Source organism: Pantoea sp. FN0302 (assembly GCF_050113775.1).
Lineage (GTDB): Bacteria > Pseudomonadota > Gammaproteobacteria > Enterobacterales > Enterobacteriaceae > Mixta > Mixta alhagi.
Window position 1 is genome coordinate 462,051 of the sequence record NZ_JBNJSM010000001.1, and the last position, 16,668, is coordinate 478,718.

A 16,668-nucleotide genomic window follows, 5' to 3' on the forward strand; every position below is an offset into this window, starting at 1 on the left:
GATGCCTCGTTCTGTCCAGGTCTCAAAATGGAAAAACCAGTAGGCGCACAGGAATACGAGCAATCCACCGATTAGTGAACCAGCGTAATGCAGGAGTATGCGAATAGCGGTCTCGTGTTTTGCATCATTTTTGTTTGAGTTCATTATCTACCGCATCGAGAATTCGGTTAAAGGCTGGCGTTCCGTTAGTCCATTTCACATGTAACGCTTCTACAAAGGGTTGCAAAGCTGGCTCAAGTAAAAAATAAAGTAAATCATAATTGTGAGCTCGTAGAGCTTTATAAACCTCAGGAGCGTAATTTTGAAGCCGTAGGGACGTATAAATACTGCGTTCCGCCATTCCTCCGGCCAGTAATACATTACCAACGACACTACCACGTATGCCGACAAAAAAGCCTGAATTTTGTGCAATAGCTTGTGCTAATCGTCCAGAAATCAGCGTATTAGTCGTGGCTCTGCCCGCAATGGAAAACAGTGTTTTACTGTAGATACTGTTCTGTTTTTCTTGCGGGACATATTGATTAAAAGCCTCAAACACGATCTCAATGGTTTTAATGAAATTATGATTCTTCAAAATGCCATAGCGAATCGCTGTCACTATCCTGATGCGTTCGGTTTCCCGAATATACCGTGAGTCAGTATCTATAAAGCCATATGCCAGATAACCAATATCTTTTGGTACTGAAAGCACGCCATTCCAGAAGCCGAAAGCTGAATCGGGTGAGATGAGTATTTTTACTATACGCTGCGCTATTTCCCTGTAGTTGCTCATACCTTAATTCCTTTCAGGTAGATAAAAATCAAACTGAATTTATCAGATTTTTAAGGCCAGAAAAATATAAACGAAAGGATGTGTGAGTTAACAGGGCGGTATAGGGTCCTGAAAACTACCTGTGCAGAAATTTACCCTGCAATATCAGAATGCTGCTGGGCTTCTGCCGTCCGGTATTTTCAGGAAGAAAAAAACCAGCCGGTTAGGGCTGGTTTTTTAGGGAATTTGGTCGGCACGAGAGGATTTGAACCTCCGACCCCTGACACCCCATGACAGTGCGCTACCAGGCTGCGCTACGTGCCGATATGTGGACGCTATACTACCTGGAATCTCGCTAAATGCAAGACGCCGGCTTTCTAACTGCTTTATTAATAATCAGTTAGCGATAAAGCGTTTCTCGTCTGTCAGCACTTGCAGCAGCAGTGCCAACTGCGGCTTATGATCCTTCAATTGCTGACCTTCGCGGTTATAAGCCTGATAGCTGCCGTTAGCATCCAGCACCAGCGTAATTTGCGACGTGGTGACAATGAGCCGATCGTTATCCGCACTGGTAACCCAGTCATGGCGACGTCTGGCAGCAAACAGATCCTCTCCCTGCGAATACTCCGCAGGGGGCGTGCTGACATGCAGCAGGCGCTGCATTAACGTCGTCATAACATCCTGATGATCGGTCAGCTTGTTGATGGTTTGCGCTGGCGTATTCGGCCAGTGGATCAGCAACGGAACCTGCAGGGCAGGGCGGGCATCATTACTCTGCTGAGCATGCAACGTAACGGCCTGCTGAGCGGTGATCACCACCACGGTATTATCCAACAGTCCTTTTTGCTGCAGCGTGGCTAATACCTGACCGATCTCGCTATCAATTTCTTTGGCGTTACGGCTATAGCGCTGCGCGCGCTGTTTAGCGCCATCCGGCAGATCGCTCAGCCCGGTATAGGAAATCCATGAGAACCACGGCGCGCGGCCTGACGGCAGCGAACCGAGCCAGCGCTGCCATTGCCCGGTAGTCTGACTGTTGGGCTGATCGCCTGCCAACGGCAGAGAAAAATCAGCCAGCAGCGCCTGACGATAAAGCGGCGAGCTGAAACCATCAGAGGCAAACAAGCCAAACTGATAGCCTTGCTGACTTAGCGCATTAATAAAGGCAGAAGGGATACGCGAGGCCAGTACCCCATCCATATAGCTGGGAGAAATGCCGTAAAACAGGCCAAACAGGCCGCTATCCGGCGAGCTGCCCGCAGTAAAATGCTGGTTGAAACGTACGTTCTCTTCCCCGAAGCGCGTCAGGTTAGGCAGCGTCTTAGGTAGAGAAGCCTGATTAAGACCGTCAACAGTAATCACCAGCAGATTTTGACCGGAGCCGCCGTCGCTAAAGCGAATATCGCTCAGCGGATAAGCCACAGAAACCGCTTCCGGATTGCCCTGCTGCATCAGACGGCGTTGATATTCCTGTGCATCCAGTAAGCCATGCTTTTCCAGAAAACGGCGGGCGGTCATCGGATAAGAGAGCGGCAAGTTAGCGCGCTGCATGGTGATCGGGCGATAGAAGTTGGCGTCTGCCCAGATATAAAGCAGGTGGCTGGCAAAAAAGGCGCTAATAAACAGCGCGGCCAGCGGCTTGCCAAAGCTGCGGCGGTTAAGGCTACGCAGCTTTTGCCAGCTCCAGGTGGCGAACAGCATCTGCACCAGAAAAATAGCCGGCACGCTGATAAACATCAGCTGCCAGTCTCGCGCCATTTCGCTTTGATCCGGGTTAACGACCAGCTCCCAGACCACCGGATTCAGGTGAAGATGGAAACGGTTAAACACGGTACTGTCAACCAGCAGCAGCGTAAGCCCGGCGGTGGCGACAATAGCGGATAAAAAGCGCAGCAAACGCTGCGACATCACCACAAATGTGAGGGGAAAGATCAGCAGCAGATAGGCCGCAAAAACAATGAAGCTGAAGTGGCCGATCCAACTGGTAAACGCGTAAACGCGCCCCGCCAGTGAACCGGGCCAGTCAGCAACCAGCAGATAACGGCTGCCCAGCAGGGTAGCAAAAATGATATTAAACAACGCGAACCAGTGCCCCCAGCTAATCATCTGGGAGACTTTTTCACGGTAGCGTTGCCGATTGGTAACCATATTTGCGGTCAGATCATCACATTAATGGGCTTTATCTTCGCGCACTGAGGCTTGCAGCGCATCAGCGAAGGAACGGGCCAGCGCACGACGCTGTGCAGGCGCTACGCTGGTATTGATTAAGTTGGTGACCATGTTTCCCAGCACCATCAGGGAAAGATCGGTTGGTGCCTGGTTTGATTCCAGCACCTGCACCAGCTGCGCGAGGATCTGCTCCACGCGTTCGTCACTATAACGGGATGATTGTGGCATAACCTTAACTAATACGTATTGAAAAGGCGGTATCTTACCGTAAGCACGCCTTTTTTTCTGCACTTTTATCGTGTCCGTAGCGTTAAACTTCGGCAACGCTTCCGGATGATGAAGTCGCCAGTTGATCGCAAGGGCTCGGGGTGTTTGAATACGCGCCTGAAGCTTAAAGGAGAGTCTAACATGAGTCTGGATATCGACCAGATTGCCCTGCATCAGTTGATCAAACGTGATGAGCAAACGCTGGAACTGGTGCTGCGTGATAGCCTGCTGCCCGCCACCCAGGCCGTGTCGGAACTGGTGGAAGAGCTGCACCGGATCTACAGCGCGAAAAGCAAAGCGTTTGGCCTGTTTAACGCCGAGAGCGAACTGGCGCAAACCCTGCGGGAATGCCGCGATGGCCAGCAGGATTTTCTGGCCTTCAGCCGGGCCGCGACCGGACGGCTGCGCGATGAACTGGCAAAATATCCTTTTGCCGAAGGCGGCATTGTACTGTTTTGCCACTACCGCTATCTGGCGGTGGAGTATTTATTGATCGCCGTACTGAACAGTCAAAGCAGCATGCGCGTTAATGAGCAGCTTGATATCAGCAGCGTTCACTACCTGGATATTAACCACGCCGATATCGTTGCGCGCATTGATTTAACCGAATGGGAAACGAATCCGGAATCCACGCGTTATTTGACCTTCCTGCGCGGGCGCGTCGGGCGTAAGGTCGCTGATTTCTTCATGGATTTTCTGGGAGCCAGCGTAGGGCTGGATACCAAAGCGCAGAACCGGGGATTACTGCAGGCGGTGGACGACTACTGTGCCGAATCCAGCCTGGATAAAGCCGAGCGGCAAAACTATCGCCAGCAGGTCTACAGCTACTGTAACGAACAGCTGCAGGCGGGCGAAGAGATTGCCATTGAAGAGCTGGCGCGCGAGTTGCCGCCGCTGGGGGAAAAGAACTTTCAGCAGTTTACTAAGGAGCAGGGATACGAACTGGAAGAGAGCTTCCCGGCAGATCGCACTACGCTGCGTCAGCTGACCAAATTTGCCGGCCGCGGCGGTGGGCTAACCATCAATTTTGATGCCATGCTGCTGGGCGAGCGTATCTTCTGGGATCCGGCGACCGATACCCTGACCATCAAGGGCACGCCGCCAAATCTGCGCGATCAGCTGCAGCGTCGCACTGGCGGGCAGTAAACGCGAGCGCGTGGGTTACTGCCCGCGCGCAGGCATAAAAAAACGCCGCAGATGCGGCGTTTTTTTTGGGTCCGAAACGCGATTAAACGCGAACGAAGTCCATGTGGTGCAGTTTTGGCTTGAACGGGTGACGCTGTACAGCCTGCACTTTAACTTTGGTCTCTTTACCATCGACAACCAGAACCAGTTCGTCGGTGTAGAAGCCAGGCTTAGCCTGCAGGTTCAGCACAGAGTCGTGATCCAGTTCGATAGAAACTGCTGCTTCCTTGCCACCATAGATGATAGCCGGGAATTTGTTAGCAGCACGCAGGCGGCGGCTCGCACCCTTACCCTGCTCTTTACGTTCAGTTGCTTTGATAGTTAACATGGTAACTCTCTTTAATAAATGATCCTGCTACAGGCGACCCAGCAGCAGGTTGGATTGTTCAGCTCTTGTCAGACAAAAGCGCGCGGCATTATAGCGATGTTTAGCCGCCGGGGCAAACGGAAGTGCTGAAGCCTGCGCGCCTGGCGCAGCTCATTAGCGCAGCTCATTAGCGCGGCGATAGCGGCCCTGATAATCGAATACCTTTTCCCGCACCTGCCAGAACTGCCCGCGTGCGCGTGCCACGACAAAGTCGGGATGACGCAGCAGTGGCTGCAGCGCGACCACGTCACGGGCGCTTTGCCAGCCGAGCGGTACGCCAGGCGCGCGCTGATGCGGCCGCATAAACAGTTGCTCAAAGGCAGTGCGCTGGGCCGACGTTTGTAGGCGGAAGCGTTCGCTAACGCTGGTGCCATCCTCATCGTAATAGGTGGCCTTCAGCCATTCACCTTTATCGTCACGGCCCGCCTCAAGCGTCATGCCGCCGCAGCGTAACACCAGCGCATCCTTGAGCTTCAGCGCGGCTTTCAGCATATCATCGGGATCGACCAGCACCGCATCGCACTCATGGCAGCGGCGCGCGGCAATATCATTTTCCGCGTTGCAGTGCGGACAGCTTTTAAAGCGAAAACGATAGTCGCACTGTTCACGATTCCCTTCGTCATCCTCCAGCACGCCCTGGCAGCGGCGACCAAAGTGCTCGATCAAGGTGCCGTCAGCGGTGGTTTTGCCCCAGAAAGTATTGGCGAAGCCGCAGGCCGGGCAAAATACCTGCACCGGCTGGTTATCGCTCTGACCTTTCGGCGCGCCCACTTCCGGCGTAAAAAGATCGTGCGGGTTACCGGCATAATCCAGAATCAGGCAGTCGCTCTTTCCTTCACACAGACGCAGTCCACGCCCCACAATCTGCTGGTAGAGGCTGATCGATTCGGTAGGACGCAAAATCGCGATCAGGTCGACATGCGGCGCGTCAAAGCCGGTGGTTAACACCGCGACATTAACCAGATATTTGATCTGCTGCTGTTTGAACGCATTGATTAGCGCATCGCGCTCCGGCCCTGGCGTGTCGGCGCTGACCAGCGCTTTACCTTCCGGCAGCAGCGACAGCACCTCTTTGGCATGTTCAACGGTGGCGGCAAAAATCATTACGCCTTTACGCTCGGCGGAAAATTCTACGATCTGGCTAATAATATGCGGCGTAATACGCTGCTGCTGTTTTAGCTCGCGGTTAAGATCGGCTTCGGCAAACAGGCCGTTACCCTGGGCGCTCAGGCGGCTGAAATCGTACTGCACCACCGGCATATCCAGGCGTTCCGGCGGCACCAGAAAGCCATGCTTGATCATATAACGCAGCGGCAGTTCATAAATGCAGTCATGGAACAGGGCGCGCTCGTCGCCGCGCACCATGCCATGATAGTGAAACCGATAGATCCAGCCTTTGCCGAGACGATAGGGCGTTGCGGTCAGCCCCAGCAGCCGCAACTGAGGATTATGCTGACGCAGATGCGTAAGGATCTGCTGGTACTGGCTGTTTTCATCGTCGCCGATGCGATGACACTCATCGACAATCAGCAGCGAAAAGGCGCTGTCGAACAGCGGCAGATTACGCGCCACCGACTGAACGCTGCCAAATACCACTTTGCTTTTACTCTCTTTGCGCGCCAGTCCGGCAGCGAAAATATCCGCTTCCAGCCCCAGCGCCAGATATTTGCTGTGGTTTTGCGCCACCAGCTCTTTAACGTGAGCCAGCACCAGCACGCGTCCGCGCGCCAGCCGCGCCAGTTCGGCAATCACCAGACTTTTACCGGCGCCGGTGGGCAGCACGATAACCGCAGGCTGTTGGGAGCGGCGGAAGTGGTTAAGCGTGGCTTCAACCGCTTCCTGTTGATAAGGACGCAGAGTAAACGACATGAGCAGAATTGATTTTGGAAACCGGCCCATATTATGCCATGAAAGCGGGTGAAACGGCATTTCACTCTGTCCGCTGCTGACAACTCCAGGTATACTTAGCGCTCTTAATGCGCCGCAGGCGTATCTCTCCAGGTCAGACAACAGGCATCAAAACAGTAATGCGACTTGATAAATTTCTTTCTCAACAACTGGAAGTTAGCCGGGCCATCGCCGCACGGGAACTGCGGGCCAAACGCGTAACGGTAGACGGCGAAATTGTACGCGACGGCGCATTTAAAGTGCTGCCGGAACACCAGGTAGAATATGAAGGTAATCTGCTCCAGCTTCAGGTCGGGCCGCGCTATTTTATGCTGAACAAACCGCAGGGCTATGTCTGCTCTACCGACGATCCCGATCATCCTACCATTCTCTATTTTATTGAGGAGCCGACCGCATGGAAACTGCATGCGGCAGGGCGTCTTGATATTGACACCACCGGGCTGGTGCTGCTCACCGATGACGGCCAGTGGTCGCATCGCATTACCTCGCCGCGTCACCATTGTGAAAAAACGTATCGGGTCACGCTGGAGCATCCGCTACGGGAAGATACCGCGCAGCTGTTTGCTGAGGGCGTGCAGCTGCATGGAGAAAAAACGCTGACTAAACCGGCCACGCTGGAGGTGCTTAGCGAAACAGAGGTGCGTCTGACCATCAGCGAAGGGCGCTATCACCAGGTAAAACGTATGTTTGCCGCGATAGGCAACCATGTGGTGGCGCTGCATCGTGAGCGCATCGGCGAGATTACGCTGGATGACGATCTGGAGCCGGGCGAATACCGCCCGCTGACCGAGGAAGAGGTCGCCAGCGTCGGCGCGCCGCGTTAACCATGACATCTGTGGCATAAGCTGACAAAAGGAGCAGAGGTTGCGTAAGGAAAAAAATTCCTCGATCGGGCTGGTGATTATCCTTGGCCTGCTGGCGATGTTAATGCCTTTATCGATCGATATGTATTTGCCAGCGATGCCGCAGATCGCCAGGGAATTTGGCGTGTCCGCCGGCAGCGTACAGATGACGCTTAACGTCTATATCCTGGGCTTTGCGCTGGGACAGCTGGTATATGGCCCGCTGGCGGACAGTTATGGCCGCAAGCCGGTGATCACCATCGGCACGCTGATTTTTGCGCTGGCTGCGGCCGCCTGTGCCCTGTCACAAAGCATTGAGCAGCTGATTAATATGCGGTTTCTGCACGGCCTTTCGGCGGCAGCGGCCAGTGTGGTAATTAACGCGCTTATGCGTGACGCTTTCTCGAAAGAGGAGTTTTCACGCATGATGTCGTTTGTCATGCTGGTAACCACCATTGCGCCGCTGCTGGCACCGATTATCGGCGGCTGGCTGCTGGTGCTGTGGAGCTGGCATGCGATTTTCTGGAGTCTGTCGCTGGCGGCGCTGGCGGTCACGGTAATGGTCGCGACGCAAATTCGCGAAACGCTACCAAAAGAGCAGCGCCAGCGCTTTCATTTACGCACCACGCTACGCAATTTTCTGTCGCTGTTTCGCCATAAGCGCGCCTTTAGCTACATGATGGCCAGCGGCTTCTCGTTTGCCGGGCTGTTTTCATTTCTTAACGCCGGGCCGTTTGTTTATATCGAAGTTAACCATGTCTCGCCGCAGAACTTTGGCTACTACTTTGGGTTAAACGTAGTGTTCCTGTTTATTATGACGCTGATTAACAGCCGCTCGGTGCGCCGCTTTGGTGCGCTGGCAATGTTTCGATTTGGCCTGCTGATCCAGTTTGCTATGGGCATCTGGCTGCTGGTGGTCAGCGCGTTCGATCTCGGTTTTCTGCCGCTGGTGTTTGGCGTGGCGCTGTTTATCGGCTGTGTGGCGATGGTTTCCTCTAACGCGATGGCGGTAATTCTGGATGAGTTTCCTCATATTGCCGGCACCGCATCGTCGCTGGCAGGCACGCTGCGCTTTGGTGTGGGCGCGTTGGTAGGCGCACTGCTCTCTATGGCTAATTTTACCACCGCCTGGCCGATGGTATGGTCAATAGCCTTATGCGCCACCTGTTCGCTGCTGCTGTTTAGCTATGCCAGCCGCGCGCATAAGCACACGCAGGCAAGTTAACGTTCTTCGCCCTGGCAAAAGTGCGGTTTGTTGATTATATGTAAAAGTATAGGCGTGTAAAAGTTACAGGGATGAAGCAAAAGTGGTTGTGCCTGTTTCCCGAACGCGGTACATATAGCAGCAAAATGAGAGCTACCTCTCAAAATGCCGTAACAATAAAATGCTCGCTACGCGCTTTTGCCATCTGGTCAGGCTGTGATCGGAGGCAGCGAACCGCGAGCATCAGGTGCCCTGGGGATTGCATTTGAACACTTTACAATTGTCGATTGTACATCGCTTACCACAAAGCTACCGTTGGGCTGCCGGAATGGCTGGCGGGGCGATAGAACTGAATACGCTGGCGGCCGATGACGATTTGATTGGTTTGCGGCTGCTTAGCCATGATGGTGCGCCCGCCTGGGAAGTGATGCAGAAAATGCGCGCCATGCTGGCGGAAATCCAGGTGGAATGTGCCATTGTCGAGTGGCAAGGCGAGCCCTGTCTGTTTGTGCAGCGCAGCGATGAAAGCGCTGCCACGGTACGCCTGAAAAATCAGGGCGTGGCGATTGCCGAAACCTTTACCGCTCAGTCGCTTTGATTCGGTCACTCCGGTCATTTGGCTAGCTATCGGCCAGATAGTGATACTGATAAGGCGCTGCGGTGCCTCTGCTAATCCGCCGTTTGCGCCAGCGTTAACAATTGCCTCGTATATTCCTGCTGCGGTGCGGCAAAAACCGCAGCGCAATCTCCCTGCTCAACCACTTCGCCCTGACGCAAAACCACCACCTGATGGCACAGCGAACGCACCACCTGCAAATCGTGGCTGATAAAAATGTAGGCCAGGCGATGCTCTTGCTGCAGCTTTTTTAACAGCTCCAGGATCTGCTTCTGCACCGAGCGATCCAGCGAGGAGGTTGGCTCATCGAGGATCACCAGTTCAGGTTGCAGGATCAAGGCGCGGGCGATAGCAATGCGCTGACGCTGACCGCCGGAAAATTCCGCCGGATAACGATGTCGGGTAGCGGGATCGAGCCCGACCTCCTGCATTACCTGAATTACCTGCTCTTCACGCTGCTGCGCCGTAAGCGCCGGACGATGTACCTGTAAACCTTCTTCAATAATCTGCACCACGTTCAGGCGTGGGTTCAGCGAAGAGTTAGGATCCTGAAAAACCACCTGTAGCCGGGGCCGCCAGGGCAGCATTTGCCGACGGCTAAGATGCTGTAGCGGCTGACCTGCAAAGTTAATCTCGCCCTGCGAGGCGATGAGCCGCAGCAGCGCCAGACCGGTTGTGCTTTTCCCGGAGCCAGATTCGCCCACCAGCCCCAGGCTTTCTCCGGGCCGCAGGGTAAAGCTGAGGTTCTTTAATGCCTGATATTGATGCGTGGTACGGCGCAGCAGCCCGCGTTTTACTGCAAAAGCCACCTGCAACTGATTCACCTGCAGAAGCGCGGGCTGGCTTTGGTCAACCGGTGCGGGACGTCCGGTCGGCTCCGCATCGATCAGCTTACGCGTATAGGGATGCTGCGGCGTCGCAAACAGCCGATCGCAGCGATTATGCTCTACACCTTTACCGTTTTGCATCACGCTGACGCTATCGGCCAGTTGGCGAACAATGTTCAGGTTATGAGTAATAAACAGCAGGCCCATATTCAGCTCGCGCTTCAGCTCTTTCAGCAGCGTGAGGATCTGCGCCTGCACCGTGACATCCAGCGCGGTGGTTGGCTCATCGGCGATCAATAAATCTGGCTGGGTCAGCAGCGCCATCGCAATCATAACGCGCTGACGCTCGCCACCGGAAAGCTGATGCGGATAGTCAGCCAGGCGCGCACGCGCGTTACGGATGCCAACCCGATCAAGACAGCTTAGCATTTCAGCGCGCGCCGCCTCGCGTCGCATGCCCCGATGCAGCGACAGCACCTCATACAGCTGTTTTTCCAGAGTATGCAATGGGTTAAGCGACACCATCGGTTCCTGAAAAATCATGGCCATGCGGTTGCCGCGCAGCCGCTGTAGCGTGCGTTCATCGGCGCGCAGCAGATCCTGCCCTTCGAACAGGATCTCACCCTGCGGCCAGACCACCGGCGGTGACGGCAGCAGACGCATCACTGAAAGCGCGGTAACGCTTTTGCCGGAGCCAGATTCGCCGACCAGCGCCAGCGTTTCGCCCGCTTCGACCCTAAGCGAAAGGTCATCCACCACGCGTTGCTCGGTAGCGCCGTGGCGAAAAGCGATGCTGAGATGATTGATGCTAAGCAGGGGAAAAGACATATCAGGAGACCTTAGCGGGATCGAATGCGTCACGTACCGCTTCGCCGATAAAAATCAGCAGCGACAGTAAAATAGCCAGAGTAAAGAAGCCCGCCAGACCGAGCCAGGGCGCCTGCAGATTGTTTTTCCCCTGCAGCAGCAGCTCGCCGAGCGAAGGAGAGCCGAGCGGCAGGCCAAAGCCCAGGAAATCGAGCGAGGTTAAGGTAGTGATTGAACCACACAAAATAAACGGCAGCCAGGTCAGGGTCGCGACCATCGCATTGGGTAAAATATGGCGCAGCATAATCCGGCTGTCGCTGACGCCCAGCGCGGTTGCCGCCCGAATATAGTCAAAGTTGCGTGTGCGCAAGAACTCGGCGCGCACCACGCCGACCAGGCTCATCCAGCCAAATGCCACGGTAATTGCCAGCAACCACCAGAAGCCGGGCTGGACAACGCTGGAAAGCAGAATAATCAAAAACAGTGTCGGCATACCGGACCAGATTTCAATAATACGTTGACCAAACAGATCCACTTTGCCGCCAAAATAGCCCTGCATCGCGCCCACCGTAATGCCGATAACGCTGGAAATCAGCGTCAGCATCAGGCCAAACAGCAGAGAAATGCGCGTGCCGTACAAAATGCGCGCCAGCACATCGCCGCCGTTGGCGTCGGTACCCAGCCAGTTTTGCGTAGAGGGCGGAGAAGGGAAGGGGACTTTCGTGGCAAAATTAATGGTGTCGTCATCAAAGCGGATCGGCGCCCACAGCGCCCAACCATCCTGCGTCAGACGCTGTTTCAGCCACGGATCCTGATAATCTGCGGCGGTAGCAAAAGGACCACCGAAATCGCTTTCGCTATAGTTAAACAGCAGCGGGGCATACCAGCGATCCTGATAATGCACCAATAGCGGCTTGTCGTTAGCCAGCAGTTCCGCGCCCAGACATAGTATAAAGATCAGCGCAAACAGCCACAGCGACCAGTAGCCGCGACGATTTTGCCTGAAGCGCTGCCAGCGCGCCTGGTTTACCGGACTTAAACGGCTCATTATCGTCCCTCAAAGTCGATGCGAGGATCGACCAGCGTATAGGTAATATCGCTTAAGATATTGAGCAGCAGGCCGATCAGGGTAAAAATATACAGCGTACCAAACATCACCGGATAGTCGCGCTGGATGGTGGCGTCATAGCCCAGCAGGCCCAGACCGTTAAGTGAAAACATGACTTCAATCAGCAGCGAGCCGGTGAAAAACATGCTGATAAATGTGGCGGGGAAACCGGCGATAACCAACAGCATGGCGTTGCGAAATACATGCCGGTAGAGAATTTTGTTTTCATCCAGCCCTTTTGCACGCGCGGTCACCACATACTGTTTACGTATCTCATCCAGAAAGGAGTTTTTTGTCAGCATAGTTAAGGTGGCGAAGCCGCCGATTACCGTCGCCACTACCGGCAGCGTAATATGCCAAAAGTAGTCAGCGATCTTTTCATACCAGGGCAGCGTAGCAAACTGCGGCGACGTCAGGCCGCGCAGCGGAAACCAGTCCAGATAACTGCCGCCGGCAAACAGCACAATCAGCATGATGCCAAACAGAAAGGCGGGGATCGCATAACCAATGATAATCAGGGTGCTGCTCCAGACATCAAAGGCGCTGCCGTTGCGTACCGCTTTTTTAATACCCAGCGGAATCGACACCAGATAAATAATCAAAGTACTCCACAGGCCAAGCGATATCGACACCGGCAGGCTCTCTTTAATCATCTGGATCACCGAGGCGCTGCGGAAAAGACTGTCGCCGAAATCAAAGCGAATATAGTCCCACAACAGGTTGAAATAGCGCTCGTGTAGCGGTTTATCGAAACCGTAACGTTTGGTGATCTCGGCGATGACTTCAGGATCGAGGCCGCGCGAGCCGCGATACTGACTATCGCCCGGCGAGCTGTTAAGTATTGCCCGGCTGCTTTCCGCGCCATCGCTGCCGGGCAAACCGGTGGTCTGACCAAACTGCGCGTTAGCCAGCGCCTGTTCTACCGGGCCGCCGGGCGCAATCTGCACAATAAAAAAATTCAGCGTAATGATCGCCCACAGCGTGGGGATAATCAGCAGTAAACGACGAATCAAATAAGCGCCCAAATTGACTCCTTAACGCCGCTGGGCCGGCAATTTTTCAGCCTTGTTCACATCGTACCACCAGTTCTCCAGCCCGACGGAAAAGGCGGGCGTTACTGTGGGATGTGAAAATTTATTCCACCAGGCGTAGCGGTCACTGGCACCATACCACATCGGGATCATGTAATAGTTCCACAGCAGGATGCGGTCCAGCGCGCGCCCTAACGGCAGCAGCGCTGCCTTATCGCCCTGATGCGCCAGAATACGATCGATTAACGCATCCAGCACCGGACTTTTTACCCGTGGCCGGTTCCAGCTGGAATCGATAAATGGCGACTGCCAGAGCTGGCTAAGGCTGCTGTTTGGCCAGGGCGTGGCGTAATACAGCCCTGGCGTCATATCATAATCACCACCTCGCAGCCGCCGTAAATATTGCGAGCTGTCGACCCGGCGAATATCTACGGTAATGCCTAAACGCTTAAGACTGTGCTGGAAGGGGAGCACCCAGGCGATATTACCACCGCTCGGCAGCAGCAGTTCAAAACGAAACGGCTGTCCGGCGCTGTTAACCAACTGCTGATTTTTAAGCTGCCAGCCCGCCTGCTTCAGCAGCGCCAGCGCTTTGAGCAAGTTGGCGCGATCGTAGCCGCTGCCGTCGCTGCGCGGCGGCTGATAACGCTCGCTGAATACCTCATCCGGAATTTGGCCTTTATACGGCGCGAGGATCGCCAGTTCCGCAGCATCCGGGTAGCCGCGTGCGGCATATTCGGTATTCTGGAAATAGCTGCTGCTGCGTAAATAGGCACCATAAAACAGCGCCTTGTTCATCCATTCGAAATCAAAGGCCAGCGTTAACGCCTGACGCACCCGACGGTCACTGAACAGCGGCTTTTCATTATTAAATGCCAGCCAGGCCGTATCGGTGGTGACCTGATTCGGTCGCGCCTCTTTCACGATCTGTTGCTGCTCGAAACTGCTGCCACGGTACTGGGTCGCCCAGTTCTTGGCCGAGCCTTCAGCGCGGAAATCTGAGGCGCCCGCTTTAAAGGCCTCAAAGGCGACATTGTCATCCAGGTAATAGTCGTAGCGGATGGTATCGAAATTAAAGCGGCCTTTGTTTACCGGCAGATCGGCGGCCCAGTAATCTTTAACACGCGAATAGGTAATATACTGGCCAATTTTATAGGCGCTGATACGGTAGGGGCCGCTGGAGAGCGGCGGATAGCCCAGCGGCTCGTTGAATTTACGCGACTGCCAGAATTTCTCCGACAGCACCACCATGTTAAACAGCCCCAGCATCTGGCTTTTATCCGCTTTCGGCAGCTCAATGCGTACCGTCAGCCGTGAAATCGCTTTTACCGTAACGCCTTTATAGACCAGACGAAATGAGGTTACGCCTTCGGTCATAAACTTTTCAAAGGTAAAGGCGACATCCTGCGCGGTAATCGGCGAACCATCATGAAAGCGGGCGCGGGGATTGAGTGTGATCTCCGCCCACTTAAAATCGGCGGGATAGCGTGCATACTCTGCAATCAGTGGATAGTAGCTGCCGAGCTCATCGTCAGAGGTGGCGAACAGCCGATCGTACAGCGTAATGGTTCCTTCACCGGGATAGCCGCGAGAGGCAAAGCGGTTGAAGTTATCGTAATTACCTATCACCGCCAGGGTAATTTTACCGCCTTTCGGCGCAGCCGGATTAGCGTAATCATAATGGGTAAAATTTGCGTCATATTTTGGCTCGCCCAGCTCGGCGAAAGCGTGGCCTTCCTGAATGACTTCGGCCCACGCAGCAGGCGCTGCGCCAATAGCAAGAGCCAGTATAAGCAGACGAAGTAACATTAAATCGGTTATCTCCCGAACAAACAGGCGGCGCGGTGGCCGCCGTCAAGAACCAGCGGGCTAAGCATCGGCTCGATCGGCCTGCTGCTTTTGCAAATATTGGATAAGCTGCTCAGGCGGTAACGGGCGGCTAAACAGATAACCCTGCATATGGGTCACGCCGCGCTTAATCAGCCAGGCGGCCTGCTCCTCCGTCTCTACGCCTTCGGCAACGGTTTTCAAGTTTAGCTTACGCGCCAGCGTCAATACCGCATCCAGTACTGGTGAAGTAACCGTTTCCATGCCGATACTTTGCACGAAACCACGATCGATTTTCAAATAGTCAAAGCTGAATTTCTCCAGATAGATCAGCGCGCTATGACCGGTGCCAAAATCATCAATCGCGATGGTGATCTGCTGTTCGTGCAGCCAGTCAAATACTGCCGCCGCCTTTTGCCCGGCAACCATGGTGCGTTCGGTTATTTCAAATACGTAATCAAAATGCGCAGGCGGCATGCTGGCAATCCACTCGTTCACATCCTGGCGAAAGCCTGGGGCAGAGAGATGCCCCGGCGCAATATTCAGCCCCATCGTAGCACCCGGTGGGAGATGGCAGCAAAGCAGCCGGGCATCCTGCGCGACCAGCCTGAACAGATGGCGCGTCAGCGGGACGATCATATTCTGGCTTTCGGCATAGGTGATAAAGGCATCAGGCGGAATAGGGCCGGTTACCGGATGCGTCCAGCGTAGCAGAGCTTCCAGCCCGTAGACGCGACCGGATGCCGCTTCGATCAACGGCTGATAAACCACGTGAAACTCATTACGTTTAATGCCCAGCAAAATCTCTTTGCCGGGGCGCAGACGCACTGAAAAGAGTAGCCAGCTGACCGACGCCACTATCACCGCCAGCAGCAGGCCAGCCAGTAACACGAAAGCGATATCGCGTACCGAGAGTTCTTCACCGTACAGATAGAAGGTCAACGCGTAACCCGGCACGCTAAACTGACGCAGGGCGGTAGCGGGCAGCGCCATGCGCGGAATTAGCTTATTACTCCAGGTGAGCAGCGCCTTATCGCCTGATACGATTGCCAGTCCATCCAGGCTCTCCTGGCTCGCTGCCAGCAACAGCAAAGGCGTCATATTAACATCCAGCGTGGCGAGTATACCTTGACTGGCAACACTGGGATGCTGTAGCCACAGCAAAATCGCAGGCTGATGGGGAAGCATGGGCGTGCCGCCGACCAACGCAACATCATATGGACGCGACAGCACCAGCGAGGAGGAAAAATTACGCACCGGTAGCAGAAAAGCGCCGGTAGCCGATGAACACCAGGCCTGACCGTCGCGCACCAGCATGATAGTGCGAATATCGTTGATAAAGGCTGCGCGCGAGGTAAGTATGCTACTGACGCGCTGACAGCTATCGTTAGTATACTTAAGTAGCGGCAGCAGATTTTTCTGCAGATTATTAAACAAATTCTGCATATAAACCTTGCTGGCATTGGCCAGCCGATCATGTTGCTGCGCCCGCTTGTGCTGAATAATAAACAGAGTAGCGGTGCTAAAAATAAGAAAGAAAATGAGACCCGCAACGGTACTGATCCAGGCTATCCGGCGCGGATGATCCGCTTGGCGCTTTATAACTTTGGACAATGGCATTGGGCATAATCTCCCGCTTTAGCCTTTTTTATAGTGAGAATTAGTACAGCCAGTATCTGGTAATAAGAAACGGAGAATATAACGAGTGAGGCTGTATGTCTTGCTATTCTGGAGTAAAGGTTTTTAGCAGGGCATTTTT

The 16,668-nt window shown here is 54.3% G+C and carries 14 protein-coding genes and 1 tRNA gene; 4 read left to right on the forward strand and 11 right to left on the reverse strand.

What is annotated here, in order from left to right; genetic code table 11:
* Positions 1-124: 124 nt before the first annotated feature.
* From ACQE32_RS02115 to ACQE32_RS02130, 4 genes are all read right to left on the reverse strand, one after another.
* Positions 125-772: a hypothetical protein gene (locus ACQE32_RS02115; RefSeq protein WP_426971944.1), complete on the reverse strand. Its 648-nt coding sequence runs from the start codon at positions 770-772 to the stop codon at positions 125-127.
* Between the two features lie 226 nt (positions 773-998).
* Positions 999-1,075 (reverse strand) — tRNA-Pro (locus ACQE32_RS02120).
* A gap of 72 nt (positions 1,076-1,147) precedes the next feature.
* Entirely contained in the window at positions 1,148-2,899 is a 1,752-nt protein-coding gene (gene yejM, locus ACQE32_RS02125; protein ID WP_427021263.1) for an LPS biosynthesis-modulating metalloenzyme YejM, read from the reverse strand.
* 21 nt (positions 2,900-2,920) lie between these two features.
* A complete protein-coding gene (locus tag ACQE32_RS02130; protein ID WP_085071075.1) occupies positions 2,921-3,148 on the reverse strand; it encodes a YejL family protein in 228 nt (75 codons plus the stop codon).
* Positions 3,149-3,328: 180 nt separating this feature from the next.
* Here ACQE32_RS02130 and yejK point away from each other — a divergent pair, with 180 nt between their 5' ends.
* Positions 3,329-4,333 carry a nucleoid-associated protein YejK gene (gene yejK / locus ACQE32_RS02135; protein ID WP_427021264.1) on the forward strand — a complete coding sequence of 335 codons (1,005 nt, stop codon included), beginning with the start codon at positions 3,329-3,331 and terminating at the stop codon, positions 4,331-4,333.
* An 82-nt stretch (positions 4,334-4,415) separates the two neighbouring features.
* Here yejK and rplY read toward each other — a convergent pair whose 3' ends face one another.
* Together rplY and ACQE32_RS02145 are read right to left on the reverse strand one after the other, a co-directional pair.
* Positions 4,416-4,700: a 50S ribosomal protein L25 gene (gene rplY, locus ACQE32_RS02140; RefSeq protein WP_250650397.1), complete on the reverse strand. Its 285-nt coding sequence runs from the start codon at positions 4,698-4,700 to the stop codon at positions 4,416-4,418.
* A 153-nt stretch (positions 4,701-4,853) separates the two neighbouring features.
* The gene (locus ACQE32_RS02145) at positions 4,854-6,608 is read right to left on the reverse strand and encodes a DEAD/DEAH box helicase (RefSeq protein WP_427021265.1); all 1,755 of its coding nucleotides are present in this window, start codon (positions 6,606-6,608) and stop codon (positions 4,854-4,856) included.
* 158 nt (positions 6,609-6,766) lie between these two features.
* Between ACQE32_RS02145 and rsuA the strand changes: the two genes are divergently transcribed.
* The 3 genes from rsuA (at position 6,767) to ACQE32_RS02160 (ending at position 9,291) form a co-directional block, all read left to right on the forward strand.
* Positions 6,767-7,471 carry a 16S rRNA pseudouridine(516) synthase RsuA gene (gene rsuA / locus ACQE32_RS02150; protein ID WP_250650395.1) on the forward strand — a complete coding sequence of 235 codons (705 nt, stop codon included), beginning with the start codon at positions 6,767-6,769 and terminating at the stop codon, positions 7,469-7,471.
* Between the two features lie 40 nt (positions 7,472-7,511).
* A complete protein-coding gene (locus tag ACQE32_RS02155) occupies positions 7,512-8,714 on the forward strand; it encodes a Bcr/CflA family multidrug efflux MFS transporter (RefSeq protein ID WP_426971948.1) in 1,203 nt (400 codons plus the stop codon).
* A 244-nt stretch (positions 8,715-8,958) separates the two neighbouring features.
* Entirely contained in the window at positions 8,959-9,291 is a 333-nt protein-coding gene (locus tag ACQE32_RS02160) for a YejG family protein (protein WP_085072322.1), read from the forward strand.
* 71 nt (positions 9,292-9,362) lie between these two features.
* Here ACQE32_RS02160 and yejF read toward each other — a convergent pair whose 3' ends face one another.
* Genes yejF through ACQE32_RS02185 form a run of 5 tightly spaced genes read right to left on the reverse strand, consistent with a single transcriptional unit; the run spans position 9,363 to position 16,529 of the window.
* Positions 9,363-10,964, reverse strand: a complete 1,602-nt coding sequence (gene yejF / locus ACQE32_RS02165) for a microcin C ABC transporter ATP-binding protein YejF (RefSeq protein WP_426971949.1) — start codon at positions 10,962-10,964, stop codon at positions 9,363-9,365.
* Between the two features lies 1 nt (position 10,965).
* The gene (locus tag ACQE32_RS02170; RefSeq protein WP_426971950.1) at positions 10,966-11,991 is read right to left on the reverse strand and encodes an ABC transporter permease; all 1,026 of its coding nucleotides are present in this window, start codon (positions 11,989-11,991) and stop codon (positions 10,966-10,968) included.
* On the reverse strand, positions 11,991-13,076 hold the full coding sequence (locus ACQE32_RS02175) for a microcin C ABC transporter permease YejB (protein WP_426980762.1): 1,086 nt from the start codon (positions 13,074-13,076) through the stop codon (positions 11,991-11,993). The genes ACQE32_RS02170 and ACQE32_RS02175 overlap by 1 nt, the downstream gene beginning before the upstream one ends.
* A gap of 9 nt (positions 13,077-13,085) precedes the next feature.
* Positions 13,086-14,891, reverse strand: coding sequence for an extracellular solute-binding protein (locus ACQE32_RS02180; RefSeq protein WP_427021266.1), 1,806 nt, complete (start codon positions 14,889-14,891; stop codon positions 13,086-13,088).
* A gap of 60 nt (positions 14,892-14,951) precedes the next feature.
* Positions 14,952-16,529, reverse strand: a complete 1,578-nt coding sequence (locus ACQE32_RS02185; RefSeq protein ID WP_427021267.1) for a cyclic di-GMP phosphodiesterase — start codon at positions 16,527-16,529, stop codon at positions 14,952-14,954.
* Positions 16,530-16,668 lie beyond the last annotated feature (139 nt).

Coding starts and splice junctions, on each gene's coding strand:
- rplY (WP_250650397.1), bottom strand. CDS start 4,700: ATGTTAACTATCAAAGCAACTGAACGTAAAGAGCAGGGTAAGGGTGCG.
- yejM (WP_427021263.1), bottom strand. CDS start 2,899: ATGGTTACCAATCGGCAACGCTACCGTGAAAAAGTCTCCCAGATGATT.
- ACQE32_RS02145 (WP_427021265.1), bottom strand. CDS start 6,608: ATGTCGTTTACTCTGCGTCCTTATCAACAGGAAGCGGTTGAAGCCACG.
- ACQE32_RS02170 (WP_426971950.1), bottom strand. CDS start 11,991: ATGAGCCGTTTAAGTCCGGTAAACCAGGCGCGCTGGCAGCGCTTCAGG.
- yejK (WP_427021264.1), top strand. CDS start 3,329: ATGAGTCTGGATATCGACCAGATTGCCCTGCATCAGTTGATCAAACGT.
- ACQE32_RS02115 (WP_426971944.1), bottom strand. CDS start 772: ATGAGCAACTACAGGGAAATAGCGCAGCGTATAGTAAAAATACTCATC.
- ACQE32_RS02180 (WP_427021266.1), bottom strand. CDS start 14,891: ATGTTACTTCGTCTGCTTATACTGGCTCTTGCTATTGGCGCAGCGCCT.
- ACQE32_RS02185 (WP_427021267.1), bottom strand. CDS start 16,529: ATGCCATTGTCCAAAGTTATAAAGCGCCAAGCGGATCATCCGCGCCGG.
- rsuA (WP_250650395.1), top strand. CDS start 6,767: ATGCGACTTGATAAATTTCTTTCTCAACAACTGGAAGTTAGCCGGGCC.
- ACQE32_RS02130 (WP_085071075.1), bottom strand. CDS start 3,148: ATGCCACAATCATCCCGTTATAGTGACGAACGCGTGGAGCAGATCCTC.
- yejF (WP_426971949.1), bottom strand. CDS start 10,964: ATGTCTTTTCCCCTGCTTAGCATCAATCATCTCAGCATCGCTTTTCGC.